Consider the following 25357-nt stretch of genomic DNA (forward strand, 5'->3'; position numbering starts at 1 on the left):
CCGGCCACGCCCCGAGCGGACCATTCGCAGCAAAGGGTGCCACGTCGCGCAGGCCGGCCCAGATCGCGAGCGAGGCCTCGCCTTCGCGTTGATCGACCGTCCCATAGGAGGACAGCGATTGGCTCAGCGAGGCCGCCCGGTGCGCCACGGAGGCTACAATGCCCTCGAGCCGGATCAGCGTCACCGGCTGCCCGGAGGCGGCAAGCTCTGCGAGCGCGCCTGCCCCGCTCCGGAACGCTGACGTCGGCAGGTGTGCCGCACCAGAGACGTCGAAGGGCGAGCCGAGCGCCGCCGTCATTGCCTTGTTGGCGGTGACGTCGTCGAGCCCGCGCAGCACAAGGGTGCGCTCGCTCTCCGGCTTCGGCATCACCTTCAGCGTCACCTCGGTCATGACCGCCAGAGTGCCCCAGGAACCGGTGAGCAGCTTGCAAAGATCGTAGCCGGTGACGTTCTTCACCACCCGGCCGCCGGTCTTGAAGCTGTCGCCGAACCCGGACACCGCATGCGCGCCGAGCAGATGGTCCCGGGCGCCGCCGGCCCTGATGCGGCGCGGACCGGCCAGCCCGGCGCCGATCATGCCGCCGATGGTCCCGGCCGCCGGTGTTCCGAGCAGCAGTGACGTATCCACGGGCTCGAAGGCGAATTGCTGGTTCTTGGCGTCGATGAGCGATTGCACGTCGGCAAGCGGTGCGCCGACCTGCACCGTGATGATCAGTTCGTTCGGCTCGTAGGAGGTGACGGCGTTCAGCGCCGACAGGTCGAGCACGGCATTGGTCGCCATCGGATGGCCGATGGCGCGCTTCGAGCCATGACCGATGATCTCAAGCGGCTGCTCGCTGGCAATAGCCGCGCGCACCACTTCTTCGACGTCTTTGGCGTCTTTTACTTTGAGCGTGTCCACGGTGTTAGCCGGTAGCCAAATTTGGCTCCGAAATCAAATGCGCGCACCAAACAGAGTCCTGAATGCCGCAAGCCCGGCCTCGGTGATCTCGACCGAGCGGCCCTGCGGCCGGCGGCGGATCCAGTCCCGCTGAAACGCCAGCGCGGCGAGCGCGGCGCCTGCCCGCCCGGCGAGGTGCGGACGCCGCTCGCTCCAATCGAGACAGGGCCGGCACAGCACTCGCCGGTGCCGAGGCTGGGAACGCAAGTCGATGCCGAACTCGCCGAGAAACACTGTTCCTGCCGCGGTCAGCGCCCCGGCCTCCCGGTCCAGCTCGAGATAGCCGCGTTCCAGCATCGCCTCGGTGACGGCGACGCCGAGCTCGCCGGCCATGTGGTCGTAGCAGGTCCGGGCCCGCCGCATCTCTGCATCGATCCGCGGCTGCGGCCGGGACGGATGGGGATCGATCGCGGCAACCGTCATCATGCCTTCGAGCATCTGCGCGACCAGCGGAGTAGCCAGCCGATAGAGCCGGCGCGGACCGCGCCGCTCGACCTGGAGCAGCGCGCGCTCGACCAGTTTCGCCAGGTGCCAGCTCGCGGTCTGCGGCGTAATGCCGGCGACCCGTGCGAGCTCGCTCGCCGTCTGCGCGCGCCCGTCCATCAGCCGCGTCAGGATGCCGGCGCGGCCGGGATCGGCGATCAAGGCGGCGAGATCGGCAAGTTCTGGTGCGATGGTCTGCATGGCCGGCTCCGGCGGTTGGCAACCACGACGCTTGTCGCATGACTGCGCGCCATTACGCTTCGATCATGATCGAAATGTTCACGACATCGACAATTCGACCGCTGCCGAACTGAAATCGCAAGCCGGTCGGCTATCTCCGCGTTGCGGTTCGGCACCGCGCGACAGCTGGAGACGATCATGACGCGTTCGCACATCCCAACCACCACGGTGAGGTTCACCCGGCGATCGGCCATCGGCGCGTTCGCGGCGACCATGGCGATCGCCAACATCTCGCCGTGGGCCGTCTCGCAATCCCGATCGGAGCAAGGCAATGGAGGAAGACCAATGAAGCACTATGCGATGAGCACAAGGACGATCAGCGACGCCGTCAACACCGGCGGCCTGCTGGTGGTGGCGGAGTGGGAAGCAAAGGAAGGACAGGCCGACAAGGTCGCCGCGATCCTCGACAGCTTCCTGCCTGAGGCGCAGAAGGACCCCGGCGCCAAGCTGTTCCTGATCGGCCGCGGCAAGGACAACCCCGCGCAATTCCTGTTCTACGAATTGTTCCAGGATGAGGCGGCGCTGAAGGCACACCAGGACAGCGACTACTTCAAGACCTACATCGCGGGGCAAGCGCTGCCGCTGCTCGCGAAGCGCGAGCGCGCCCAATACGTCCTGATCTGAACGGCGCCGGCGTCGGTCGAAATCGCCGCCGGAAGCCACAGCCACACCGGTTGTCGGGATGTCCCGTCCCGACAATCCTCTCAGACAATCCAATCATTTGGTCTTTGCATGACAGATTATTCGGCCGCGACGAGGCTCGATCCTCGCGAACAGCATTTCCGCATCCCGGGACCACGCGACGGCCTGTCGCTCTTCCTGCGCTTCCTCGCCGGGAGCGGCAAGCACGATGCGCCGCGCCAGGCCGTTCTCTACGTCCACGGCGCGACCTTTCCGTCAGCCCTCTCGATCGCACATCGCTTCGACGGCAGGTCGTGGCGCGATGCCCTGAACGAAGCGGGGTTCGACGTCTGGGGATTGGACTTCTACGGCTTTGGTCACTCCGACCGTTATCCCGAGATGTCGCAACCCGCGGCCGACCATCCGCCGCTCTGTGTCGCAGCCGATGCCGCGGCACAACTCGAGGCCGCGGTCTGCTTCATTCTCGGTCACCAGAGCCTCGAAAAACTCTCGCTGATTTCGCACTCCTGGGGTTCGATGCCCGCGGCGAAATTTGCAGGCGCCAACCCTGCCCTGGTCGACCGGCTGGTGCTGTTCGGCCCGATCAGCCGCCGCGAACCGCAGGGCTCGGCGACCGCGCCCACGTTCCCCGCCTGGCGCATCGTCACCATCGAGGATCAATGGAAGCGCTTCATCGAGGACGTGCCGCCGAGCGAGCCGCCGGTCCTCTCCCGCGCGCATTTCGAGGAATGGAGCCGATTCTATCTCGACAGCGATCCGGAGAGCCGCTCGCGCGATCGCGCCGGGGTCAAGACGCCGCTCGGCCCGTTCAGCGAGATCATGCAGGCGTGGCACGGCAAGCTTGCCTACGACCCGGCATTGGTGCGCTGCCCGGTTGCGATCGTCCGGGGCGAATGGGACGGGCTGATGCTCGACGCTGACGCGAGATGGCTGTTCGACGCCTTCTCCAACGCGCCCGAGAAGCGCGACATCAAGATCTCGCGCGGCACTCACCTGATGCATCTGGAGACGATGCGCCACGCGCTCTGGCGCGAGAGCATCGGCTTTCTTCAAGGCGATCAGGTCGCGCCGGCAGCCGCGCGCAGGCGGACCCAGTACGGGCTGCGCTAGCTCTCGCACACAGGAAGGGCTCGCACCGCGAGCCCTTCCTGCCGCGGAAGCCTAGAACCGCGGGATGTCCGGAAACGCCAGCCTGCCCGCATGCACATGCACGCGGCCGAGCTCGGCGCAGCGATGCAGGGTGGGGAACACCTTGCCGGGATTGAGCAGGCCCTGGGCGTCGAAGGCGCATTTCAGGCGCTGCTGCTGGTTGAGGTCGATCTCGGTGAACATCTCCGGCATCAGGTCGCGCTTCTCGATACCGACGCCGTGCTCGCCGGTGAGCACGCCGCCGAGCTCGACGCAGCAGCGCAGGATGTCGGCGCCGAACGCTTCGGCACGCTCGATCTCGCCGGCCTTGTTGGCATCGTAGAGGATCAGCGGATGCAGATTGCCGTCGCCGGCGTGAAACACGTTGGCGACGCCGAGCTGGTATTTCTCGGAGAGCTCGCGGATCCGCGCCAGCGCCTTCGGCAGTGCGCCGCGCGGAATCGTGCCGTCCATGCAGAGGTAGTCCGGCGAGATGCGCCCGACCGCCGGGAAGGCCGCCTTGCGGCCGGCCCAGAACAGATTGCGTTCGGCCTCGGAGGTCGAGATCTGGCAAGACGTCGAGCCACAGCCCTGCGCGATCGCTTCCACCCGCTTGATCAACTCGTCGACCTCGACCGACGGACCGTCGAGCTCGATGATCAGCAGCGCCTCGACGTCAAGCGGATAGCCGGCATGGACGAAGGCTTCCGCCGCGTGGATCGCCGGCTTGTCCATCATCTCCATGCCGCCTGGGATGATGCCGGCGCCGATGATGGCGGCCACGCATTCGCCGGCGGCCTCGACCTCGGCGAAGCCGACCATCAGGGCGCGCGCCGTCTCCGGCTTCTGCAGGATGCGCACCGTGATCTCGGTGATGACGCCGAGCAGCCCCTCGGAGCCGGTGATGATGCCCATCAAATCGTAGCCGGAATTCTCCGCCGACTTGCCACCGATGCGCAGGATCTCGCCGTTCATGAGCACGATCTCGCAGCCCAGCACGTTGTTGGTGGTCATGCCGTATTTCAGGCAGTGCACGCCGCCGGAATTCTCCGCGACATTGCCGCCGATCGAGCAGGCGATCTGCGACGACGGATCGGGCGCGTAATAGAACCCGGCATGGGCCACCGCCTGGCTGATCGCCAGATTGGTGACGCCGGGCTCGGTGACGACGACGCGGTTGTCGAAATCGATCTCGCGGATGCGCTTGAACTTGCCGAGGCCCAACAACACACCGTCGGAGAGCGGCAGCGCGCCGCCGGACAGTGAGGTGCCGGAGCCGCGCGGTACCACCTTGATGTCCTGCGCGTGGCAATATTTGAGCACACGTGCGACCTGCTCGGTGGTATCGGGCAGCACCACGACCATCGGCGGCTGCCGATAGGCGGTAAGCCCGTCCGATTCATAGGCCAGCATTTCAGCGGCGCTGTCGATCACGCCTTCGCCAGGGACGATTGCGCGCAGGGCCGCCACGATTTCGCCGCGACGCTTGAGGACGGCCTCATCGGCCGCCGGCATCATGATGGACATCGATATTCCTCCGGGCCTCGCCCTTTCCCGATTTGTTACGACAAATCAAGCACGTCTGCACCTGTTTCAGCGACCCGGCCTAAGGTCGGATTGCCCTCACCCGCAATCGCGAGTTCTCTCTGAGACAAGCGGGCGGCCACGAAACCTGTCAAAGTTTCGTGGCTTGTCCGACGCAAGGCGGCCATGCCACAAACGATTCACTACCTCCCGGGACGAAACGAAGAGCACCCCATGAAGATACTGACCTTGAGCGCGCTGGCGGTCGTCACATCGCTGGCTTTCGCATCCTCCGCGTCGGCGCAGGATGCCGCTGCCGGCAAGACCTCGTTCAACAAGTGCCTAGCCTGCCATTCGATCGGCGAAGGCGCCAAGAACAAGGTCGGCCCCGAGCTCAACGGCCTGGACGGCCGCCATTCCGGCTCCGCGCCGGACTACAATTATTCGGACGCCAACAAGAATTCCGGCATCACCTGGAACAAGGAACAGTTCCTCGAATACATCAAGGATCCGAAAGCCAAGATCCCCGGCACCAAGATGGCCTTCGCAGGTATCAAGAACGAAACCGAAGCCCAGAACGTCTGGGCCTACATTTCGTCCTTCGACAAGGACGGCAAGCAGAAGAAGTAGCCGCACAACGGCTGCGTCCGCCCCGGCACAGGCGTCGGGGCGGACTTTGCTGCGTGCTCAACGCGGCAACAGGTTGGTCTTGGCCAGATCAACCACCTCGTCGCCACGGCCGCTCATCACAGCGCGCAACACCCACAGGCTGAAGCCCTTGACCTGCTCCAGCGTGATGGTCGGCGGCATCGACAATTCCTGCGTCGCGGTCACGACATCGAGCACGGCCGGGCCGTTATGTGCCAGCACATCGCGGACCGCACCCTCGAGCTCGCCGGGGTCTTCGACCCTAACGCCGTGAATGCCCATGGCGCGGGCCATTGCCGCGAAATCGGGGTTCTTGAGATCGACGCCGGTCTCGATGAATCCGGCGGCCTTCATCTCCAGCGCCACGAAGCCGAGCACGCTGTTGTTGAAGATCACGACCTTCACCGGCAGCTTCATCTGCGTCAGCGTGATGAGATCGCCCATCAGCATCGCGAAGCCGCCGTCGCCGGACATCGACACTACCTGCCGGCCGGGCTGTGCCGCCTGCACGCCGATCGCCTGCGCCATCGCATTGGCCATCGAGCCGTGCACCAGCGAGCCGATCAGGCGGCGCCGGCCGTTCATCTTGAGATAGCGCGCGGACCAGATCGTCGGGGTGCCGACATCGGCGGTGAACACGGCGTCCTCGGAGGCATGCTCGCTGAGCAGGCGCGCAAGGTATTGCGGATGGATCGGTTTCTGGCCCGGCCTGCCGCGGGCGAGATCGTCAAGGCCCGCGCGGACGTCCTTGTAATGCGCCATGGCGGCGTCGAGATGCTTGCGGTCAGTCTTGACGGTGAGCTTCGGCAATAGCGCGGCGATGGTTTCATTGACGTCGCCGACGATGCCGAGATCGAGCTTGCAGCGGCGGCCGAGATTTTCCGGGCGGATATCGACCTGCGCGATGCTGACGTCGGTCGGGAAGAATTGCTTGTAGGGAAAATCGGTCCCAAGCATCAGCAGCACGTCGCAGCCGTGCATGGCGGCATAGCCCGAAGAGAAGCCGATGAAGCCGGTCATGCCGACGTCGTAGGGATTGTCGTATTCGATATATTCCTTGCCGCCGAGCGCGTGCACGATCGGGCTCTTCAGCGCCTCCGCAAGCTTCATCAGATTGTCATGTGCGCCGGCGCAGCCGCGGCCACAGAACAGCGTGACCCGTCTCGCGCCATTGAGAAGATTGACCAGCGCCGTCAATTCGGACTCGGCGGGGCGCACGACCGGCGCCGGCGGCAAGAGGCCGCTGTTCGGCGAGATGTTGCGTTTCGGCGCGGACTTGAATGCAACATCACCCGGCAGCACCAGCACGGCGACGCCACGCTTGCCGACCGCGGCTCGGATCGCGTTCTCCAGCATGTAGGGCAGCTGCGACGGATCGGACACCAGTTCGCAATAATGGCTGCATTCGCGGAATAGATCCTGCGGATGGGTCTCCTGGAAATAGCCGCCGCCGATCTCGGCGGATGGAATCTGCGCGGCCAGCGCCAGCACCGGGGTGCGGCTGCGATGCGCGTCGAACAGGCCGTTGATGAGATGGAGATTGCCCGGGCCACACGAGCCTGCGCAAACCGCGAGCTCGCCGGTGATCTGCGACTCGCCGGCCGCGGCGAAGGCAGCGACCTCCTCATGCCGCACATGCAGCCAGTCGACCGTGCCGCGCTTGCGCAAGGCCTCGGTGAGCCCGTTGAGGCTGTCGCCGACGATGCCGTAAATGCGCTTCACGCCAGCCTGGGCAAGTGTCTCGGCGATGAGGTCGGCGACGTTGTCGATGCGCATGAGATAGGTCCTTTGATGAGATCGCGTCCACCATGATGTTCGGCGCCATGCGGCCGCGCAAGCCTTGCCGGATCACATTCGCGCGGCGCGAAGGTGTAGCCGGCCGCAGGCGGCTATTGTGCCGCCACCGCGTGCTGCGCCATCCGGTCGGCCATCGCCTCGATCTCGGACATCACGAGATCGGTTGCCGCGTGCTGCACCATGTGACCGACGCCCGGCAACACGATCAGCCTGGCGTCAGGCGCCGTGGCCGCGAGCGGGCGCGAGTGGATGTGGGTATAGACAGTCTTGTCGGCATCGCCGGAGATGATGGTGATCGGCGCCTTGATCTCGGCGTAGCGCGGCGCCTGTTCAACAACAGCCGCTTTCAATGTCACGAGGTCGCGCGCATTGGCGATGAACTCGCGCGGACGCAACAGCAACGGCGTCGCGCTGTCGCGGACGAAATGATCGGACATCGCCTGCGGCGCGAAGACGCCGCGCGCGCTGGCTGCAGTTACCACACACCCAAGCGGTAGCGTGATCGTGTGGGCGAGCAGCGGTCCGATCAGCGGCGTCGAGATCACCTCATTGTAGCGTCCGACGCCACCGCGCCACGGATAGGCAACGGGAGCGAGCAGCACGAGACCGGTGACCCGGTCCGGGTGATCCAGCGCCATGCGCAGGCCGAGCGCACCGGCCCAGGAATGCGCCACCACGATCGCGCGGTCGACGCCAAGCTTCGCCAGCGCGTCCATGACCATCCGGCCCTGGATCGCGGGCGTCGAATCCGCGACACGGTCGCGCGTGCTCCAGCCATGACCCGGCCGGTCGATCAGGATCACCCGACGGGTCCTGGCGAGCCTGTCGCCCAGCGGTTGCTGCATCGCGCGAAGATTGGAGCTTGCGCCGTGCAGCATCACCACCGGCGGCCCCGCAGCATCGCGCGGGCCGAGCTCGACGATATGCAGCGCAGCACCCGAAACCGCGATCATGCGGCCGCGAGGCGGAAAGGCGCGCTGGATCAACCGCACGCCAGCTTGCGTCGCCAGCGCCAGCCCGAGCCCTGCCACCGCCAGCACGGCGATCACTGTCAGCATGGAGACGATCCGGAAGCGCGGCCAGGATTTGCGGCGAAGCCACGACCAGACGTCGCAACGCGTCGGGTTCTAATCTTGTGCGCGTATGCTCTTGTTCGGACTGCCAATTGTCGCGTGTTCCGGACCATGCCCGCGCACGGTTGTCCACAATGCGCCCAGCCTGTGGATAGCGGGTTCATACCCGCGTCATTAGTCATTTCATACATTGCCGGTGGCAATTTCGCCACCAGATGCAAGGCTACATCCAAACCGGATCGCTTCCTGGCTTGTGCCCAACATTCACAGGAACCAGCGTCCACACGACGAGTTCAACGGGAATAATCGGAGGAGTATCATGATTTCCGACCCTAGCGATGCGGCCATCGAGCAGATTGTGGCGAGCTGCAATGGCGACCTGCGTGGAGCCCTGAAGGCGTTACTGCTCGTCAATGAGCATCTGGAAGCTGAGCTGCAGCAGTTCTATGCCGCCGCGGCCCAGGACAGTGCGCCCCGCGGCAAGTTCCTGCATTAGCGCCTCAAAGGCGCTTCACCGCGCCTCGCCATTCTCGACTTCCTTGTCGGATAGTTGGTCGTCCCGCGCGGGAATTTATTGCCGGCAAGCCTGCGGACGAACATCACGTTCCCCCGTGATCGGACCGCAAGCGTCATCCATCGCACGCCGTCAGATGTCGCGGCCTTCGACCTTCTCGGACAGCTGCTTGACCGTCTCTGGGATCTTCTCGAGATACGGGTCGATCGCCAGCGCCTTGCGGAAGGCGTCCAGCGCACGCTTGTCGTCGCCGATGTCCTGCATGATCGTGCCGAGGCCGACGAGCGCGCCGAAGTGGCGCGGCTCGCGGAGCAGCACCTGCTGGAAATCTTCCAGCGCATGGACGTAGTCGCTTTTCAGGTAGTAGATCGTCGCACGCCGGTTCCAAGCCTCGACATAGTCGGGCCTGATCTTGACCACCGCATCGAGCAGCTGCATTGCGACATCGACGTTCTGGGCATCGATCGCCGCCTTGGCGCGCACCATCAACAGCGCAGCGGTATCGCTCGGGGTCTGCAGCCACAGCGCCCAGATCCGCGCCTCGACATGACGTGCGCTGTCTTCGTCGGGCGCGGCCTTCAGCGCGCCGAACAGGAAATCCAGCCCGCGGGTGCGGTCGGCCGGAACCCGCGGCAGCTTGCTCGGAGCTTCAGGCAGCTTCTTCTGGGCCTTGGGCGGCGGGATGACCCGCGGATCGCCCTGCGCCGCAGCCCCAACCGGCGCAGCCAAGAGCAGTGTCGCGATCAGGATCGCCAGCCGACGGTTGTTGAGCCCAGATAGTCTTAATCCCATCGCGCAAGTCTAAACGCGCAAAGCCGCACTGCAAAGCAGCGCGGCGTCAAAGACCTGTGAAAGAGAGCGCTGTTCCGGGATTCGGAACCAACCGGCCAATCGGCCGTCAATCAACCCTGGCGCGCCTTGAAGCGGCGCTGGACCTTGTTGATCACGTAGACGCGGCCCTTGCGACGAACCAGACGGTTGTTGCGGTGACGGCCGCGCAGCGACTTCAGCGAGTTACGGACCTTCATGGGACAATCCTGTTACTTCGAAAGGCCCGTGTTGGAGGCCGTACCTGATCAATGCCGCGAAGTGGCAAAATGGGATTTATCCCGACAAACGGCCTGGCCGCCCGGGACGGAGCGGTTTCTAAGCCATCGGGCCGCCAAATGTCAACCGAGACGAGCCGGATTTTCGATCGCTCGGCCCCGCCGGACTCCGGCCCTAGCATTGAAATCGCTCATGAAACGGGCGTCAGCAAGCCGACCAATCGGTCGAGCTTCGCCCCCGCCCGGAGCCGCCTTCCAGGAGTGCAAGGACCCGGCGCCATATCATTGCGGCGGCTGCAACACGGCGAATCGAGCGGGCCTCGCGAGTGGGAGCTTGATCTGGCCGGACGCATACAAGGTCTTGGACCCTGCCCCCGCATCGAAGGGATGCCAGCTTGCGAAAATTATTATATAGTATAATCAATTTGCAGAACCGAACAATCAGACCGGCGGGGAAACCTTTATGCCCAAGCTCAAACTGCCCGACATCGAGAAGGTCGTCGCGATCGACATCCACACCCATGCCGAGGAGCCCTGCGGCATGCATGGCGACGACGGCTATGACGACTTCCAGGCGCAGATGGCTGATTACTTCAAGTCGCCGCACAAGCATCCGCCGACCGTGCCGGAGACCGCGGCCTACTATCGCGCCAAGAACATCGCCGCGGTGATCTTCCCGGTCGACGCCGAACGCGAGACCGGCTTCCGCCGCTACAACAATTACGAAATGCTCGAGGTGGCCTCCGACCATCTCGACGTCCTGATCCCGTTCGTCTCAATCGACCCGCACAAGGGCAAGCTCGGCGTGCGCGAGGCGAGGAAGCTGATCGAGGAGTACGGCGTCCGCGGCTTCAAATTCCATCCGACCATGCAGGGCTTCTACGCCAACGATCGCATGGCCTATCCGCTCTATGAAGCGATCAACGACGGCGGCGCGATCGCGCTGTTCCACACCGGCCAGACCGGCGTCGGCTCGGGCATGCCGGGCGGCATGGGGATGCGGCTGAAATATTCCAACCCGATGTATATGGACGACGTCGCGGCTGACTTTCCCGACCTCAAGATCATTCTCGCGCACCCGTCCTTCCCCTGGCAGGAAGAGGCGCTGTCGGTCGCGACCCACAAGCCGAACGTCTATATCGACCTGTCCGGCTGGTCGCCGAAATATTTCCCGCCGATCCTCGTGCGCTACATCAACTCGATCCTGCAGGACAAGATGCTGTTCGGTTCGGACTGGCCCGTGATCACGCCGGACCGCTGGCTCGCCGATTTTGCCAAGCTCGACATCCGCGAGGAGATCCGGCCAAAAGTGTTGAAGGCCAACGCGCGCAAGATTTTGGGCATCTAACGGAGTATCATCGGCGGCAAGCTTCGGAGGGGTTCATGACCAACTTCGCCGGACTTGCCGCCTTCGTCACCGCGCTCCTGATCGGAAGCGCGGGACTGGACTGTGCCGCGGCGGCCGAGCAGCCACCCGCATTCGTCGAGTTCGAGAGTCCGCTCGCGAGCGCGCAGCCGCTGCAAGGCTACCTGCGATTGCCCGACGGACGGGGCCCCTTCCCCGCCGTGGTGCTGCTGCACGGCTGCGCCGGCTATTTCAGGCAACTCGACGAGCGCTGGGGCAAGCGGCTGGCGGCCCTGGGCTATGTCACGCTCACCGTCGACCGGTTCGGGCCGCGTGGGATCACCAGCGCCTGCACGGGCGGCATACCGCCCGCCACGGTGCATGACGCTTATCGCGCATTGCATTTCCTCACGCAGCAATCGGCGGTCGATCCTGCCCGAGTCGCGGTGGTTGGCTTCTCGCAAGGCGCCTGGCTTGCGCTGTTTTCTGTCGAGCGCGGCGCGCTCGAACGCAACGCGACGGACAAATTTCGCGCCGCGGTCGCCTTCTATCCGCCCTGCCTCGGCATCCAGGGCAATATGACGGTGCCGACCCTGATCCTGGTTGGCGAGCTTGACGACTGGACCCCGGCCAGCGAATGCCGGAATCTCGCTGACGGCCGTGACGATTGGGGGATCTCGCGGACGAAAGGTAAAGGCGTTCGGATCGAACTGATCGTCTATCCCGGCGCCTATCACGATTTCGACGTGCCGAATTACAGCATGCCGGCGCGGCTGCTCGGCCATCGCCTCGAATTCAACGAGGCGGCCCGCGACCAATCCATCGACGCGCTGACGAAATTCCTGTATGCGACGATCGGCGGGCAAGAGAGACCACAATGACCATAAAAGCGATCGTCTTCGATGCCTATGGCACGCTCTACGATGTCCAGTCGGTGGCCGACGTCACCGAGGACGCCTTTCCGGGCTATGGCGATATCATCACCCAGGTCTGGCGCATCAAGCAGCTCGAATATTCCTGGCTGCGCACGCTGATGCGGCGCTATCAGGATTTCTCCGTCGCCACGCGCGACTCGCTTGCCTACACGCTGCGCAGCCTCGGCCTGCAATATGACGAGGCGACCTTCGCGCGCATCATCGATAAATATCAGCACCTCGCGCTCTATCCGGATGCCGTGCCCGCGCTCGAGGCGATGAAGGACAGGAAGCTCGCGATTCTCTCCAACGGCAGCCCCGACATGCTGAACGCACTGGTGCGCAACAGCGGACTCGACCGGCTGCTCGATGCGACCATCAGCGTCGACGGACACAAGGTGTTCAAGCCCGCGCCCGAGGCCTACACGCTGATCGAGGAGGTGCTGAAGGTAAAGCCCGCGGAGGTACTGTTCATCTCCTCCAATCCGTGGGATGCCTGCGGCGCCAAGGCGTTCGGGCTCAACGTCGCATGGATCGAGCGGGTGACGCCGGAAGCCATGGCGCTGGCCTGCGTCGAAAGCGAGACCGTCGCCCCATTGACGATGTTCAAGGCGCTGCGTACCCAGATGGACGAGCTCGGCGTCGTGCCCGATCACCGGATCCACGGTCTCTCCGAGCTTCCCGCACTGGTGTCTGCAAGGTCCTGAACATTATGAGTCTTGAGTCCGTCCGCGCCTTCTTCGCCGAGAAGGCGCCCGATATCTCCGTGATCGAATCCGCCGCGAGCTCCGCGACCGTCGTGCTGGCGGCGGAGGCCTATGGCGTCGAGCCGGCGCGCATTGCCAAGACGCTGAGCCTTCGCGTCGGCGACCGCGTGGTGCTGATCGTGACCAGCGGCACGTCGCGCATGGACAACAAGAAGGTGAAAGCCCAGTTCGGCGGCAAGCCGAAGATGCTCGGTGTCGAAGAGGTCGCCGACATCACGGGCCACGAGGTCGGCGGTGTCTGTCCATTCGGACTGAAGGCGCCGCTGCCGATCTATTGCGACGTGTCGCTGAAGGCGTTCAACATCGTCGTTCCGGCCGCGGGCTCGACCCATAGCGCGGTGCGCATCACGCCCGATCGCATGGCGGAATTGACATCGGCCGAATGGGTCGATGTCTGCGAGGTCAGAGCCTAGGGCCTAATCGTCATCGGCGTCGTATGACTGCCGCGGTGGCGGGGCCGGCTGCACGGGCTGCGTGGCGCGCGGCCGCTGCATCGTCTGCGGCGGCGGTGTCCGCGTCATCGGCTGCTGCCCGGGGTGGCGTTGCGCACTCGCATTCGACTCGAACACAGCGCGACAGGAACTGCCAAGCAACGCCGTGTTCTGCCTGAGACACGCGACGATGCGGGCGGTGTCGGGAATCTGATCGCTGCAGAGGCGCATCACGTCGGGCGTGCACGCCATCTGCTGCTCCCAGGTTCCGCGATACTCTTGTGAGAGCGCAGGCGTCGCGGCGGCCACGCCGCCGACCGCGATCGCAAGACTCAGGACAATCCGCTGCGTCTGCATACCGGATCCCCTCAATTCGATTTTTCGCAAAGCACGCGCGGAGGTTCCGCGCGACGGTTGCTTCGAAACTGGCAAATGAATGCGGCCAAGGATCGTTTCGAACGGACAACTAAATGTGAAGCCGATCGGCTGAGTTCCCAGCGCGAACCTCGCGAACGTACGCTTCTCCTAACGCTTCTTTGCTTTCGCAAAATGCCTGGCGAGGAAATCCGCGAGCACCTCGACGCGGGCGGGGCGCGGGCCGCCGGGCGGGGTCACGAGATGCACGGCGCCCTCGGGCTGCTTCCAGCCTTTCAGGATCACCTCCACCTCGCCGCTCGCGATCGCGTCGCCGACGATAAAGTCGGGAAGATCGGCGATGCCGAGGCCGGCGATCAGCGCCGGCATCACGGCCTCACCATTGTTGACGCGGAGCTGGCCGGCGGGACGAACACTCGCCTGTTCGCCTGCTGCATTGGTGTAGTGCCAGACCCCTTGCGTCGGGAGATAGGCGTAGCCGAAGCATTTGTGCTCGGCGAGGTGCATCGGATGTGTCGGCCGGCCGTAGCGCTTCAGATAGGACGGCGCCGCCACCGTGTAGCGCGGCATCCCGCAGAGCCGGCGCGCGATCAGCGATGAGTCCGGCAACCGCGCGATACGCAGACCCGCGTCGAAGCCCTCGCCGATCAAATCGACCGTCGCATCGCTCAAGTGGAGGTCGATCGAGACCTCCGGATAGGTCTCCAGGAATTCAGGCAGCAGCGGCCCCACCGTCTTGACGCCGAAGGTCATGGGCACCGCGAGCCGCACCAGCCCGCGCGGCGTAGTCGATTGCGCCAACGCCTCGTTCTCGGCAGCCTCGCCATCGGCGAGCAGCCGTGCCGCGCGCTCCGACAATTTCTGGCCGGCATCGGTCAGCGCCAGCCGTCGCGAGGTGCGGTTGAACAGACGGGCACCGAGCCGCTCCTCGAGACGGCTGACCGCCTTTGAGACCGTCGCCTTGGACAGCGAAAGCTCGACCGCGGCAGCCGCAAACGACCGTAATTCCACGACTTTTGCGAAAATCGCGAGCGCCTCGAAGTCCGGCAGTTTCGCCATCGGCCATCATCCCGCTTGCTCAGATTATGAAACAATAAGTTTCAATAGTTTCTATTTCTATACCACAGCCGCAGGCATATCCAAGAGGCATCAGAATTTCACCGATGGAGAAATCCAATGACCAAGAAGCTCTCCGGAAAGGTTGCCCTCGTCACCGGCGGTTCGCGCGGCATTGGAGCCGCCAGCGCCCGCGCTCTCGCCGCTGATGGCGCCAACGTAGCGATCAGCTACGTCGCGTCCCCCGACAAGGCGGAAGCCGTCGTCGACGAGTTGAAGGCCAAGGGCGTCAATGCCCGCGCCTACAAGGCCGACCAGGCGTCTTCGGCCGAGGTCGATCAGCTCGTCAAGACCGTCGCCAAGGATTTCGGCCGGCTCGACATCCTCGTCAACAACGCAGGCGTCGCGACTGGCGGCGCGGTCGATGATCCAAAGACCGACACCACCTCGCTCGCCCGCCAGGAAGCGATCAATATCGACGGCGTCATCACCGCGATCCGCGCCGCCGCGAAGCTGATGGGCGAAGGCGGGCGCATCGTCACGGTAGGCTCGATGCTTGCCGACCGCGCCTCGTTTCCGGGCCTCGCCGATTACGTCGCCAGCAAGGCCGCGGTGGTCGGCTACACAAAGGGCGCGGCGCGCGATCTCGGCCCGCGCGGCATCACCGTCAACGTGGTGCAGCCGGGCTCGATCGATACCGACATGAATCCGAAGGATGGCGGCGCGTTCGCGGAAACCCAGCGGCTCCAGCATGCGTTGCAGCGCTTTGGCAGGCCGGAGGAGGTTGCCGCCGGCGTCGCCTTCCTGGCGAGCCCGGAGGCCTCCTTCGTGACCGGCACGGTGCTTAACGTCGATGGCGGCTTCGGCGCCTGATCGCGATCCCGATAGAGGCCGGACGCCGGACGCCCGGCCCCATTTTTTCGAATTGAACGGAGTATGACAATGATCGAACTGAGACCATTCGCAAAGCTCGGCGGTGCCGACCACGGCTGGCTGAAGGCGAAGCACCACTTCTCCTTCGCGAGCTACTACGATCCCAACAATGTCAGCCACGGCGCGCTGCGGGTGTGGAACGACGACGAGATCGCACCGAACACCGGCTTTCCTGCCCATCCCCATGCCAACATGGAGATCATCACCTATGTCCGCGAAGGCGCGATCACGCACCAGGACTCGCTTGGCAACAAGGGACGCACCGAAGCGGGCGACGTCCAGGTGATGAGCGCAGGCAGCGGCATCCGCCACTCCGAGTACAATCTCGAGCCGACCAAGACCAAGATCTTCCAGATCTGGATCGAGCCGACCACGCGTGGCGGCCACCCGACCTGGGGCTCGAAGCCGTTCCCGAAGGCCGATCGCTCCGGCAAGCTCATCACCATCGCCTCGGGCATCGAGGGCGACAATGATGCGCTGCCGATCCGTGCCAACGCGCGGGTGCTCGCCACCACGCTGAAGGCCGGTGAAAGCGCGGAATACGCCGCCGACAAGGCCCGTCACCTCTATCTGGTGCCGGCGGCCGGCAGCATCGATGTCAACGGCGTGCGCATCAATGCGCGCGACGGTGCCGCAATCCGCGACGAGGCCAAGCTGAAGATCATCGCGCTCGAAGACTCCGAGCTGGTGCTCGTCGACGCGGCCTGACCAAGCCCACCCCTCGTCATGCACGGGCTCGACCCGGGCATCCATCGAACCAAGAAACTTCTCATGCCCGATGGATTGCCGGGGCAAGCCCGGCAATGACGGTTCAAAACCAACTCTCACACCCCCAAGTCAACTTCCACCACCCCAAAGGAGGCCATCATGGCCAAGGTTCTCGTGCTCTATTATTCCGCTTACGGTCACATCGAAGCGATGGCGAATGCCGTCGCACAGGGCGCCCGCGAAGCCGGCGCCACCGTCGACATCAAGCGCGTGCCCGAGCTGGTGCCGGCCGAGGTCGCCAAGGCGTCGCACTACAAGCTCGACCAGGCCGCGCCGGTCGCGAAGATCGACGACCTCACCAACTACGACGCCATCGTCGTCGGCACCGGCACCCGCTTCGGCCGCTTGTCCTCGCAGATGGCCAACTTCCTCGACCAGGCCGGCGGCCTGTGGGCCAAGGGCGCGCTGCACGGCAAGGTCGGCGGCGCATTCACCTCGACCGCGACCCAGCATGGCGGCCAGGAGACCACACTGTTCTCGATCATCACCAACTTGCTGCATTTCGGCATGACCGTCGTCGGCCTCAACTACGGCTTCGCCGGCCAGATGAAGCTCGATGAAGTCACCGGCGGCGCACCCTACGGCGCCACCACGATTACCGGCGGCGACGGCAGCCGCCAGCCCAGCGAGAACGAGCTCGCCGGCGCGCGCTATCAGGGACGCGTAATCGCAGAGACGGCCAGGAAGCTGCATGGCTAAACCCCGAGCCAGCTAGATGGCTTGTCCAACATAGGGGCAATTGCCGGAGCGCGATCACTGATCGCGCTCCTGTCACGAGAGGACACACGAGCGACAGAGCCGGTCGCTCCGCGAACCATGCAGACCCTTCGTCTGAGATCTACTCAAAGCACCGACACGATGGCCTTCGCCAGATCGTCGAGCCGGTCTTCCGGCAGGCCGGCCACATTGATGCGGCTGTCGCCGACCATATAGACGGCGTGCTCGTCGCGAAGACGGCTGATCTGCGCCTCGGTGAGGCCGAGACGCGAGAACATGCCGCGATGCTCGGCGATGAAATCGAAGCGATCGGAATTGGATTGGCGGCGCAACGCGTCGGCAAAGGCGACTCGCAACCGAAGCATGCGCTGACGCATGTCCTCGAGCTCGGCTTCCCACTCGGAACGCAAGGCCGGGTCGTCGAGCACGATGCGGACGGCTGCCGCGCCATGGTCCGGCGGCATCGAATAAAGCGCGCGAGCGGCGGCGAGCATATGGCTCATGGCGATGTCGGCCTGCGTCGCATTCCTGGCCACCACCATCGCGGTACCGACCCGGTCGCGATAGACCGCGAAATTCTTCGAGCAGCTCGACGCCACGACCATTTCCGGCGCGTTGGCTGCAACGATGCGCAGGCCTTCCGCGTCGGCGTCGAGCCCGTCACCGAATCCCTGATAGGCGATATCGATGAAAGGCAGCAAACCTCTTTCAACCAGCAGTGCCGCGACCCGTTGCCACTGCGCAATCGTCAGGTTCGCGCCGGTCGGATTGTGACAGCATCCGTGCAGCAGAACGATGTCGCCCGACTCGGCCTTCGCCAGATCGGCGAGCATACCCTCAAAATTCACCGTTCCGCTGGCCGCGTCGAAATACGCATACTCGGCAGTTTGCATCCCGGCACCGCGCATGGTCGGCACGTGATTGGGCCATGTCGGACGAGAGACCCAGATGGTAGCATCCGGCCTGGTCCGGCGGAGCAGCTCGGCGATCAGCCGCAAGGCACCGGACCCACCCGGCGCCTGCGCGACGCGCACACGCGACGTCTCGACACTGTTACCGAATACCAGCCTGAGCATTGCGGCGTTGAAACCCACGTCGCCGGCAAGACCCAGATACGTCTTGGTGTCCTGCTCGCGCAGCAGACGCTCTTCCGCCTTCCGCACGGCGCGCATCACCGGCGTCTTGCCGTCGCGGTCCTTGTAGACGCCGACGCCGAGATCAACTTTGTTGGCACGCGTATCCGCGCGGTAGAGGTCGATGAGGGCGAGGATCTTGTCGGGCGGAGCAAGGTCGAGCTGTTCGAACATCTCTTCAAATCCAGATTTCCGGGATACTGCAGTCATAGGCAAATGGCGCAGCCAACACCAGCGCTTTCAGCCTCCGCACGGCAATGCTAGGCTGAATCTCCTGTCCAGCGCCCAAGAGGTTTGGCATGAACCACGCTCCCAAGACCCGCTGGCCGGAACTGCCGACCGCTGCATGGCGCGACACCGCCGCCACGCTTCAGCTCTGGACCCAGATCGCCGGCAAGATCCGGCTGGCGAAATCGCCTTGGCTCAATCATTCCTGGCACGTCACGCTCTATGTCACCACGCGCGGACTGACGACCTCGCCGATCCCGGACGGCGACCGCACCTTCCAGATCGACTTCGACTTCATTGATCACGTTCTCCTGATGTCGACCAGCGACGGCACCGAGCGGCAATTCGCGCTGTCCGGGCAGTCGGTCGCGAGCTTCTACGCCGGGATCATGGCGGGGCTGAAGGAGCTCGGCATCGACGTCGCCATCGACGAGATGCCGAATGAAGTGCCCGACCCGATCCGCTTCTCGGAGGACACGCAGCACGCTTCCTACGATGCGGATGCCGTACGCCGCTTTCACCAGATCCTCGTCAACTGCGACCGGGTGTTCAAGCAGTTCCGCACCAGCTTTGTCGGCAAGGCGAGCCCGGTGCATTTCTTCTGGGGCAGCTTCGACCTTGCGGTCACGCGCTTCTCCGGCAGGACAGCGCCGCAGCATCCAGGCGGCGTGCCGCATTTGCCCGACGACGTCGCGCAGGAAGCCTATTCACACGAGGTGAGCAGCGCCGGCTTCTGGCCGGGCGGTGGTGCGATCGACTATCCTGCGTTCTATTCCTACGCCTATCCCGAGCCTGCGGGCTATCGCAGCGCGCAGGTCCGCCCCGACGCGGCGTTCCTCAGCGAGGCGCTCGGCGAGTTCATCCTGCCCTATGACGCCGTGCGCACGGCCGCCGATCCCGACCGGGCGCTGCTCGATTTCCTGCAATCGAGCTATGAGGCCGCGGCAGTCAACGCCAATTGGGACCGCGATGCGCTCGAATGCACACCGGGCCGGCCCGGCACGGTCAGGCCGATCTAGCGCCGGCGTGATGCGACGTCGCGCAGCTCAATCCTCGACGTCGGAAGCCGCAGCGAAAGCGCGATACCACGACGCATACCATCGCGGATGCTGGAACGCGGTCGGCGGATCGAACGGCCCCAGCGGGTCAAAGCCCGCGTCCAATCCGACATCAACTCGACGCGGAAGCCGATTGCGCGAGCGAATGTCCGCACGCCAAGCTTTCCAACCGTCGTTGTCAACATTGTCATTTCCAGAACCTGCTGTCCGACGCGACCTCCGAAGCCGCCTTTGACGTCGCCTTGAGCAGATCGGCGACCGTACCGGTATCGGCCTCGTCGAGACGGAATTCGATCGGACAACGCGCAGCGCGCTCGCGTTTCACCCATTTGCTGTCACGCAGCAGCCTCTGCGTGACGCGCTTTGCGAAGAACGCGGGCCCACGCAGCCTGTCGCTCTTCGGCGTGTAACCGAAGCGATGGCGCAACATCCCATTGGCGAGATGGAGAGCCTGGGCGCGCCTGACGGCATCATTCACGTAGGACACCGTCATCGAGACATTCAGGGTGCAGAGATTCTCGACGCGATGCGGCGCGTTGAGCGGCCAGCTCAGCATCTGGCCAGGCTCGAGATCGATCACCTTGGCATGCTCGTCGTACCAGTCGGCGTAGGGGATATCGACCTCGGACTGGAACAGCGCACAGTCCTCGAGATGCTCCGGGCGGATGAAGGGCGGCGTATTTGGATAGACGTATACACGCTTGCGTCCCGCGATCTGGATCAGCCCCTGCCCCGGCAGATCGACATGGTAGTAGACCTGCGCGTCCGGCGACGAGATCAGGATGCCGGCCTGGTGGGTCGGCGCCTCGAAGCCGGGGACCTTGGCCGCCACCTCGGCGAACATTTGATCGATCATGTCGTGGTAACGGCGATCGATCGAGGAGACCTCGCGCAGGTTCAGCCACAGACCTCCGCGCGAGATCGCCTCGATCACCTCGCGGCCGCTGAGCTTGCCGATGTCGCCGTCGCGCCAGATGCGGCTCGATCCCTGGGCGCCGGTCCTGACCAGGCTGTAATGCTCGCGCGGATAGGTTTCGATCAGCCTGGCGAGATCATCCAGCGAGAACGCCGGCTGCCGATGCAAGCTGTGCTCCAGCCGGATCGTCTGATGGCCCCAGAGCTCGGAATGGGTCTCATCCCAGCTCGTGAAAAGCCTGTCGGTCGTCATTGTCGCGCCCTGTTCACGTTGCGCCATTTCACTTCATTCCTATGCCGGCTCGAACGCCGCCTTGCACAGATCGACGATGCTGCCGAGATCGGACTCGTCGAGACGGAAGTCGATCGGGCTGCGCACCACGCGCTCGTGTTTCACCGACTTGCCGTCGCGCAACAGCTTCTGCATCGCCTGCTTGGCGAAGAAGATCGGACCACGGGTGCTGCGGCTTCGCGGCTTGTAGCCGAAGCGATGACGCAACATGCCGTTGGCGAGGTGCAGGACCTGGGAGCGGCGGATGTCGTCGTTCGCATAGGACACCGTCATCGCGACGTTGACGCTGTCGAGATTCTCGACGCGGTGCGGCGCATTCAGCGGCCAGTTCAGCATCTGGCCGGGCTCGAGATCGATCACCTGCGCGTGCCAGTCGTACCAGGCCTCATAAGGGATATCGATCTCGACATCGAACAGCGCGATGTTTTCCAGATGCTCGGGCCGCAGGAACGGCGCCGTGTTCGGATAGACATAGACACGCTTGCGGCCGGCGATCTGGATCAGGCCCTGCCCCGGCAGATCGGCGCGGTAACGGGCCTGCACGTCCGGCGATGAGATGAGAATGTCGGCAAGGTACGTCGGCACCTCGAACTTTGGAATCCGTGCCGCGATCTCGGCGAACATCCGATCGACCATCTCGCGGTAGCGGTGATCGATCGCGGTCACATTGCGCATGTTCAGCCACAGGCCGCCGCGCGCGATCGCCTCGATCACCTGGGCGCCGCTGAGCCTGCCGATCTCGCCCTCGCGGGAGACGCGGCGCGCCCCATTGGCGCCGGTCTTGACCAGGCTGTAATGCTCGCGCGGATAGGTTTCGATCAACCGGGCGAGGTCGTCGACCTCGAATGCCGGCAGCCTGTGCATGCTGTGCTCCAGCCGGATCGGCCGGTGGCTCCAAAGCTTGCAGTGGCTGTCGTCCCACTCCGTAAAGATACTGCCTGTCGTCATCGTCGCGCTCCTGCGGACTTGCGTCTTTTCGCTTCATCCGATGTCCCGTTCCGGGACGACCGGGCGGCGCTCAACAATGAGTGGCAAGAAAGGTACCGCTCCTACGCCAGATTGTATCGCGGCGGCGTAACCCCGGATTAACTATGAACATTTACGTTGCGGCGGGCCGACATGTGCTTGCCGGTCGGGTCAAGTTCAAAGCGTATGACGGATAGTAACCAGGTAACCCGGTCGGCGACGGATCACGTGGCGAACGCACCCTCATGGGAAGCGCCTGACCGCATGCCGGTCACGGATCGCGGCGGCGCGCGCCCTGAATTCCGCAAAGCCGCGCTCACGATTCCCGGCGCTGTCGCGTTCTTTCGCAACAACGGCCTGCGCGTCGCGCTGCTGTCGCTTGCCTTGTTCGCGGCAGGCGTCGGCCTCCTGATGATGCTGCCGTTGCATTACGCCGCGACCGCGCTGGTCGTCGTCGATCCGCGCGAGCAGCGCGTCACCAACGATCAGGATGTCTTGCCGGGCATCGGCCAGGATGCCGCCGCGTTGCAAAGCCTGATCGAGATCGCCAAGTCGGACGGCTTCCTGCGGTCGGTGGTCGAGCAGCTCAACATCCGGAACGATCCGGATATCGCGGGCTCGGAAACCGATCCGGCCCGCATCCTGGACCGGTTTCGCAAGCGCCTCGACATCTCCCGCCGCGGCCTGACCTACGTCATCGCCATGACGTTCGTCTCCAACTCGCCGGAGAAGTCCGCGCGCTATGCCAACGCGATCGCCCAGGCTTTCGTCGCAAGTCAGGCCAAGGATCGCACCATCGCGACCGACGACGCCGCCGACTGGCTCGGCGACCGCCTCAAGTCCCTGAGCAACAACCTGCGGGCGTCCGAGGATGCGGTGGCGCAGTTCAAGCACGACCACGCGATCGTGGATGCCGGCCGGGAGGGCACGACCCAGCAGCTGCGGATCGTCGAGCTGAACCGGCAGGTGGCAGCCGCGCGCCTGAAGACCGAGGAGGCCAAGACCCGCTACGAGCAGACGCAGCGCGATCTGAAGACCAATGTCGAAGCCCCGGTGAAGCAGGACCTGCTCACCGCGCTCCGCGCGCAGCGCGCCGCGCTCAACGACCAGATCGCGCAGCGGCGCGCGGTGCTGGGTGACCGGCATCCGGAGCTTGTCATTGCGCTCGGTCAGCTCGCCGAGTTGAACAAGCAAATCGAGGTCGAACGTCAACGCAACATCGCGACCGCGAAATCGGAATATGAGACGCTGCAGGACCAGCAGAAAACGCTTGAGGACCAACTCAAGGCAGCGGAAGCGAAGGCCCTGACCGACGCGCAATCCCAGGTCAAGCTGCAGGAACTGCAGCGGAGCGCCGATGCCAACAAGAACATCTACGAGCAGTTCCTGGCGCGATACAAGGCAACGGACGAACAGCGGCTGCTGCAGAGTTCGCAGACCAAGATTGTTTCCGCCGCAAGCGCGCCGACCCGCCCGACTCGCCCACCGCTCACCCTCCTGCTCGTCGCGATCGCCGTCGCCTCGACGCTGACGTCGACGGCCGCGGTTGCGACGCTGGAGGCGCGCAAGACAGTGCCGCCGGAGAAGACGCCGGAGCCGCCGCCCGCGAAGCCCGTCACGCCGCCGCGTGCGACGCTGCGGGACCTTCCGGTCTGGGCTCGCATCCCGGCCGCGACGCCGCGAGACGGCCGCATGACCGTCTGGCAGACGCCGATCGGCGGGCCCACTGACGCCGATATCCGACCCCACATGCAGCAGCTGCTCGAGCGAATCGCCGCGGTGCCCGGGCAGCGCGGCAAGATCGTCCTCGTGACATCGCGCCAACCGGGCGCCGGTGCTGACGCGATTGCACGTTCGCTCAACTTGTGCGCCGTCGACAAGGGAATGATGAGCGCCCTGATCCAGGTCCAGAATGACTCGGGTCTGGCGCGCAGCGCCGACGTGACGATCCAGAGCACCGCTCCGAGCGGCCCCCGTGCCTCGCGTGCAGCGCTGCACGCGGTCGGGCTGCTGCTTGGTGCCGGCCGCGATACGATGCCCGAGGACGAGGATATCCGTACCGAGTTCGCCCTGATCGTGGTCGATGCGCCGTCACTTGCGGAACAGCCTGAAGTCGCCTCGCTAACTCTCCATGCCGATCTGATCGTCCTGGTCGAGCCCGAGGGCGCCAGCGATACCGCGCTCCGTGGCACCATCGCGGCGCTCTCCGAGCGAACCTCGGTTACGATCGGCATCGTGATCAACCAGGCCGCTGCGCGTCCCGTTCCAGCAACAGCCGTCGCGAGTTGATCTCCGGTGGCCCGGCCATCGATCCTTGCCGTCGCCGCCACTGCAGCTCTTCTGCTGTCCGCCGCTGCACGGGCCTGTCCCACCCTGATCGACGGCGTACCCACCGACCGCATCAAGGCCCTGTCACGCGGCGTCAATGCCGATGGCTGGATTGCCGATCCGCGATCTGCACCGCCCCGCAGCCTCCTGCTCGAACTGCGCAAGGCGGGCATGACCCACATCCGGCTGCCGGTGCCCGCAGATGATGTCATGGCGCGTTTCGCGACCAGGCCGGATCGCGACCGGCGCCTGCATACGGTCGATGCCGCACTCAAGACCCTGCTCGCACTCGGCTATGCCGTATCGGTCGATCTGCATTCCGGCGAGCGCTTCAACGCGCTGCATAAGGACGATCCGCCCGCCGCGATGGCGGAAATGAAGGAAGCGTGGACCGGGCTCGCGCAGGTCATTCAGCACTATCCGGCCGATCGGGTGTTTGCCGAACTGCTGAACGAGCCGGAGGTCGGCGCGGCGCAGTGGCAGAGCGAAGTCGAACAGCTGGCCGCATTCGTTCGACGCCTGCTGCCGCAAACCACGCTGATCACGGGTCCGACCAACTGGCAGCGCGCGGATGCGTTGCCTGACTTCAAGCCACTCGGCGATCCGAACGTCGTCTATGCCATTCACTTCTATGATCCGATGGTCTTCACCCATCAGGCACATTGGGATCCGGCCGAGCCGCTCCACGATATCACCGGCTTGCCCTATCCGATGCGCGCCGACGATCCGCGGGTTCAGCGATTGCAGGAGCACCTGGCTGATCTGAACGATCGCAAGGCCCTGGCGATGCTGGACAAGGCCATTCCGGACCGCGGCATCGACAAGTGGCTTGAGCCCGCCGCCGCCTGGCAGCAGCAATTTTCGCGTCCGATCATCATCAATGAATTCGGTGTGCTCAAGGCCGGGGCCCCGCGCGACAGCAGGCTGCGCTGGCTCGCCGGCGTCACGGCCTATGCCCGGCAGCATTGCTGGGGCTGGACCCATTGGGAGATGATGCAGGGCTTTGGCCTCGCCGACGCGATCTCGGGCAAGGCCGACCCCGATGTACTCAGGACGTTGCTGGGAACACGCTAGGCGACATGGTTAACCAATTCTT

At 64.7% G+C, this 25357-nt stretch carries 26 protein-coding genes; 14 read left to right on the top strand and 12 right to left on the bottom strand.

Annotated features, from left to right (window positions below; genetic code table 11):
* Positions 1–901 (bottom strand): FAD-binding protein (locus AS156_RS08460; protein WP_245312614.1); only part of this gene is annotated, 901 nt, incomplete at its 3' end.
* 33 nt (positions 902–934) lie between these two features.
* A complete protein-coding gene (locus AS156_RS08465; protein WP_066502558.1) occupies positions 935–1624 on the bottom strand; it encodes an ArsR/SmtB family transcription factor in 690 nt (229 codons plus the stop codon).
* A 177-nt stretch (positions 1625–1801) separates the two neighbouring features.
* Between AS156_RS08465 and AS156_RS08470 the strand changes: the two genes are divergently transcribed.
* A complete protein-coding gene (locus AS156_RS08470; RefSeq protein WP_245312616.1) occupies positions 1802–2287 on the top strand; it encodes a putative quinol monooxygenase in 486 nt (161 codons plus the stop codon).
* A gap of 108 nt (positions 2288–2395) precedes the next feature.
* A complete protein-coding gene (locus AS156_RS08475) occupies positions 2396–3415 on the top strand; it encodes an alpha/beta hydrolase (RefSeq protein ID WP_066502559.1) in 1020 nt (339 codons plus the stop codon).
* 51 nt (positions 3416–3466) lie between these two features.
* Here AS156_RS08475 and AS156_RS08480 read toward each other — a convergent pair whose 3' ends face one another.
* The gene (locus AS156_RS08480) at positions 3467–4960 is read right to left on the bottom strand and encodes an FAD-linked oxidase C-terminal domain-containing protein (protein WP_066502562.1); all 1494 of its coding nucleotides are present in this window, start codon (positions 4958–4960) and stop codon (positions 3467–3469) included.
* A 231-nt stretch (positions 4961–5191) separates the two neighbouring features.
* On the opposite strand from AS156_RS08480, the gene cycA reads away from it, so the two are divergent.
* The gene (gene cycA, locus AS156_RS08485) at positions 5192–5587 is read left to right on the top strand and encodes a cytochrome c-550 CycA (protein WP_066502564.1); all 396 of its coding nucleotides are present in this window, start codon (positions 5192–5194) and stop codon (positions 5585–5587) included.
* Positions 5588–5644: 57 nt separating this feature from the next.
* On the opposite strand, the gene poxB is transcribed toward cycA, so the two are convergent.
* Together poxB and AS156_RS08495 are read right to left on the bottom strand one after the other, a co-directional pair.
* Positions 5645–7381: a ubiquinone-dependent pyruvate dehydrogenase gene (poxB, locus tag AS156_RS08490; protein WP_066502572.1), complete on the bottom strand. Its 1737-nt coding sequence runs from the start codon at positions 7379–7381 to the stop codon at positions 5645–5647.
* A gap of 113 nt (positions 7382–7494) precedes the next feature.
* Entirely contained in the window at positions 7495–8460 is a 966-nt protein-coding gene (locus AS156_RS08495; RefSeq protein ID WP_136626093.1) for an alpha/beta fold hydrolase, read from the bottom strand.
* A gap of 334 nt (positions 8461–8794) precedes the next feature.
* Here AS156_RS08495 and AS156_RS43255 point away from each other — a divergent pair, with 334 nt between their 5' ends.
* Positions 8795–8971: a hypothetical protein gene (locus tag AS156_RS43255; protein WP_201456012.1), complete on the top strand. Its 177-nt coding sequence runs from the start codon at positions 8795–8797 to the stop codon at positions 8969–8971.
* A 150-nt stretch (positions 8972–9121) separates the two neighbouring features.
* Here AS156_RS43255 and AS156_RS08505 read toward each other — a convergent pair whose 3' ends face one another.
* Together AS156_RS08505 and ykgO are read right to left on the bottom strand one after the other, a co-directional pair.
* Positions 9122–9781, bottom strand: coding sequence for a tetratricopeptide repeat protein (locus AS156_RS08505; RefSeq protein WP_066502577.1), 660 nt, complete (start codon positions 9779–9781; stop codon positions 9122–9124).
* 110 nt (positions 9782–9891) lie between these two features.
* Positions 9892–10017, bottom strand: a complete 126-nt coding sequence (gene ykgO / locus AS156_RS08510) for a type B 50S ribosomal protein L36 (protein WP_002718645.1) — start codon at positions 10015–10017, stop codon at positions 9892–9894.
* Positions 10018–10498: 481 nt separating this feature from the next.
* Between ykgO and AS156_RS08515 the strand changes: the two genes are divergently transcribed.
* The 4 genes from AS156_RS08515 to AS156_RS08530 are packed head-to-tail and all read left to right on the top strand — an operon-like array spanning position 10499 to position 13474.
* Positions 10499–11383, top strand: a complete 885-nt coding sequence (locus tag AS156_RS08515; RefSeq protein WP_066502578.1) for an amidohydrolase family protein — start codon at positions 10499–10501, stop codon at positions 11381–11383.
* Between the two features lie 35 nt (positions 11384–11418).
* On the top strand, positions 11419–12261 hold the full coding sequence (locus AS156_RS08520) for a dienelactone hydrolase family protein (protein ID WP_066502582.1): 843 nt from the start codon (positions 11419–11421) through the stop codon (positions 12259–12261).
* On the top strand, positions 12258–13001 hold the full coding sequence (locus AS156_RS08525; RefSeq protein WP_066502587.1) for a haloacid dehalogenase type II: 744 nt from the start codon (positions 12258–12260) through the stop codon (positions 12999–13001). Before AS156_RS08520 ends, AS156_RS08525 begins: the two co-directional genes overlap by 4 nt.
* A gap of 5 nt (positions 13002–13006) precedes the next feature.
* The gene (locus tag AS156_RS08530) at positions 13007–13474 is read left to right on the top strand and encodes a YbaK/EbsC family protein (RefSeq protein WP_066502589.1); all 468 of its coding nucleotides are present in this window, start codon (positions 13007–13009) and stop codon (positions 13472–13474) included.
* A gap of 3 nt (positions 13475–13477) precedes the next feature.
* Here AS156_RS08530 and AS156_RS08535 read toward each other — a convergent pair whose 3' ends face one another.
* Positions 13478–13849: a single stranded DNA-binding domain-containing protein gene (locus tag AS156_RS08535; protein ID WP_136626094.1), complete on the bottom strand. Its 372-nt coding sequence runs from the start codon at positions 13847–13849 to the stop codon at positions 13478–13480.
* A gap of 168 nt (positions 13850–14017) precedes the next feature.
* Entirely contained in the window at positions 14018–14926 is a 909-nt protein-coding gene (locus tag AS156_RS08540; RefSeq protein ID WP_066502593.1) for a LysR family transcriptional regulator, read from the bottom strand.
* A gap of 117 nt (positions 14927–15043) precedes the next feature.
* Between AS156_RS08540 and AS156_RS08545 the strand changes: the two genes are divergently transcribed.
* The 3 genes from AS156_RS08545 (at position 15044) to wrbA (ending at position 17323) form a co-directional block, all read left to right on the top strand.
* Positions 15044–15796: an SDR family oxidoreductase gene (locus AS156_RS08545; protein ID WP_066502595.1), complete on the top strand. Its 753-nt coding sequence runs from the start codon at positions 15044–15046 to the stop codon at positions 15794–15796.
* 69 nt (positions 15797–15865) lie between these two features.
* Positions 15866–16564: a pirin family protein gene (locus tag AS156_RS08550; protein WP_066502597.1), complete on the top strand. Its 699-nt coding sequence runs from the start codon at positions 15866–15868 to the stop codon at positions 16562–16564.
* A 159-nt stretch (positions 16565–16723) separates the two neighbouring features.
* On the top strand, positions 16724–17323 hold the full coding sequence (gene wrbA, locus AS156_RS08555; protein WP_066502600.1) for an NAD(P)H:quinone oxidoreductase: 600 nt from the start codon (positions 16724–16726) through the stop codon (positions 17321–17323).
* 143 nt (positions 17324–17466) lie between these two features.
* Here wrbA and AS156_RS08560 read toward each other — a convergent pair whose 3' ends face one another.
* Positions 17467–18648 (bottom strand): amino acid aminotransferase, encoded by a 1182-nt coding sequence (locus AS156_RS08560; RefSeq protein WP_066502603.1) that lies wholly within the window; start codon positions 18646–18648, stop codon positions 17467–17469.
* A gap of 125 nt (positions 18649–18773) precedes the next feature.
* Between AS156_RS08560 and AS156_RS08565 the strand changes: the two genes are divergently transcribed.
* Positions 18774–19721 (top strand): DUF5996 family protein, encoded by a 948-nt coding sequence (locus AS156_RS08565; protein WP_066502606.1) that lies wholly within the window; start codon positions 18774–18776, stop codon positions 19719–19721.
* Between the two features lie 226 nt (positions 19722–19947).
* On the opposite strand, the gene AS156_RS08575 is transcribed toward AS156_RS08565, so the two are convergent.
* Both AS156_RS08575 and AS156_RS08580 read right to left on the bottom strand, forming a co-directional pair.
* A complete protein-coding gene (locus tag AS156_RS08575; protein WP_245312618.1) occupies positions 19948–20955 on the bottom strand; it encodes a cupin domain-containing protein in 1008 nt (335 codons plus the stop codon).
* Between the two features lie 12 nt (positions 20956–20967).
* Positions 20968–21915 carry a cupin domain-containing protein gene (locus AS156_RS08580; protein WP_066502614.1) on the bottom strand — a complete coding sequence of 316 codons (948 nt, stop codon included), beginning with the start codon at positions 21913–21915 and terminating at the stop codon, positions 20968–20970.
* A gap of 282 nt (positions 21916–22197) precedes the next feature.
* Here AS156_RS08580 and AS156_RS08585 point away from each other — a divergent pair, with 282 nt between their 5' ends.
* Positions 22198–24222, top strand: coding sequence for a GumC family protein (locus AS156_RS08585; protein ID WP_066502617.1), 2025 nt, complete (start codon positions 22198–22200; stop codon positions 24220–24222).
* A 6-nt stretch (positions 24223–24228) separates the two neighbouring features.
* A complete protein-coding gene (locus AS156_RS08590; protein WP_066502620.1) occupies positions 24229–25335 on the top strand; it encodes a glycoside hydrolase family 5 protein in 1107 nt (368 codons plus the stop codon).
* Positions 25336–25357: the final 22 nt, after the last annotated feature.

This window comes from Bradyrhizobium macuxiense, from assembly GCF_001542415.1.
Lineage (GTDB): Bacteria > Pseudomonadota > Alphaproteobacteria > Rhizobiales > Xanthobacteraceae > Bradyrhizobium > Bradyrhizobium macuxiense.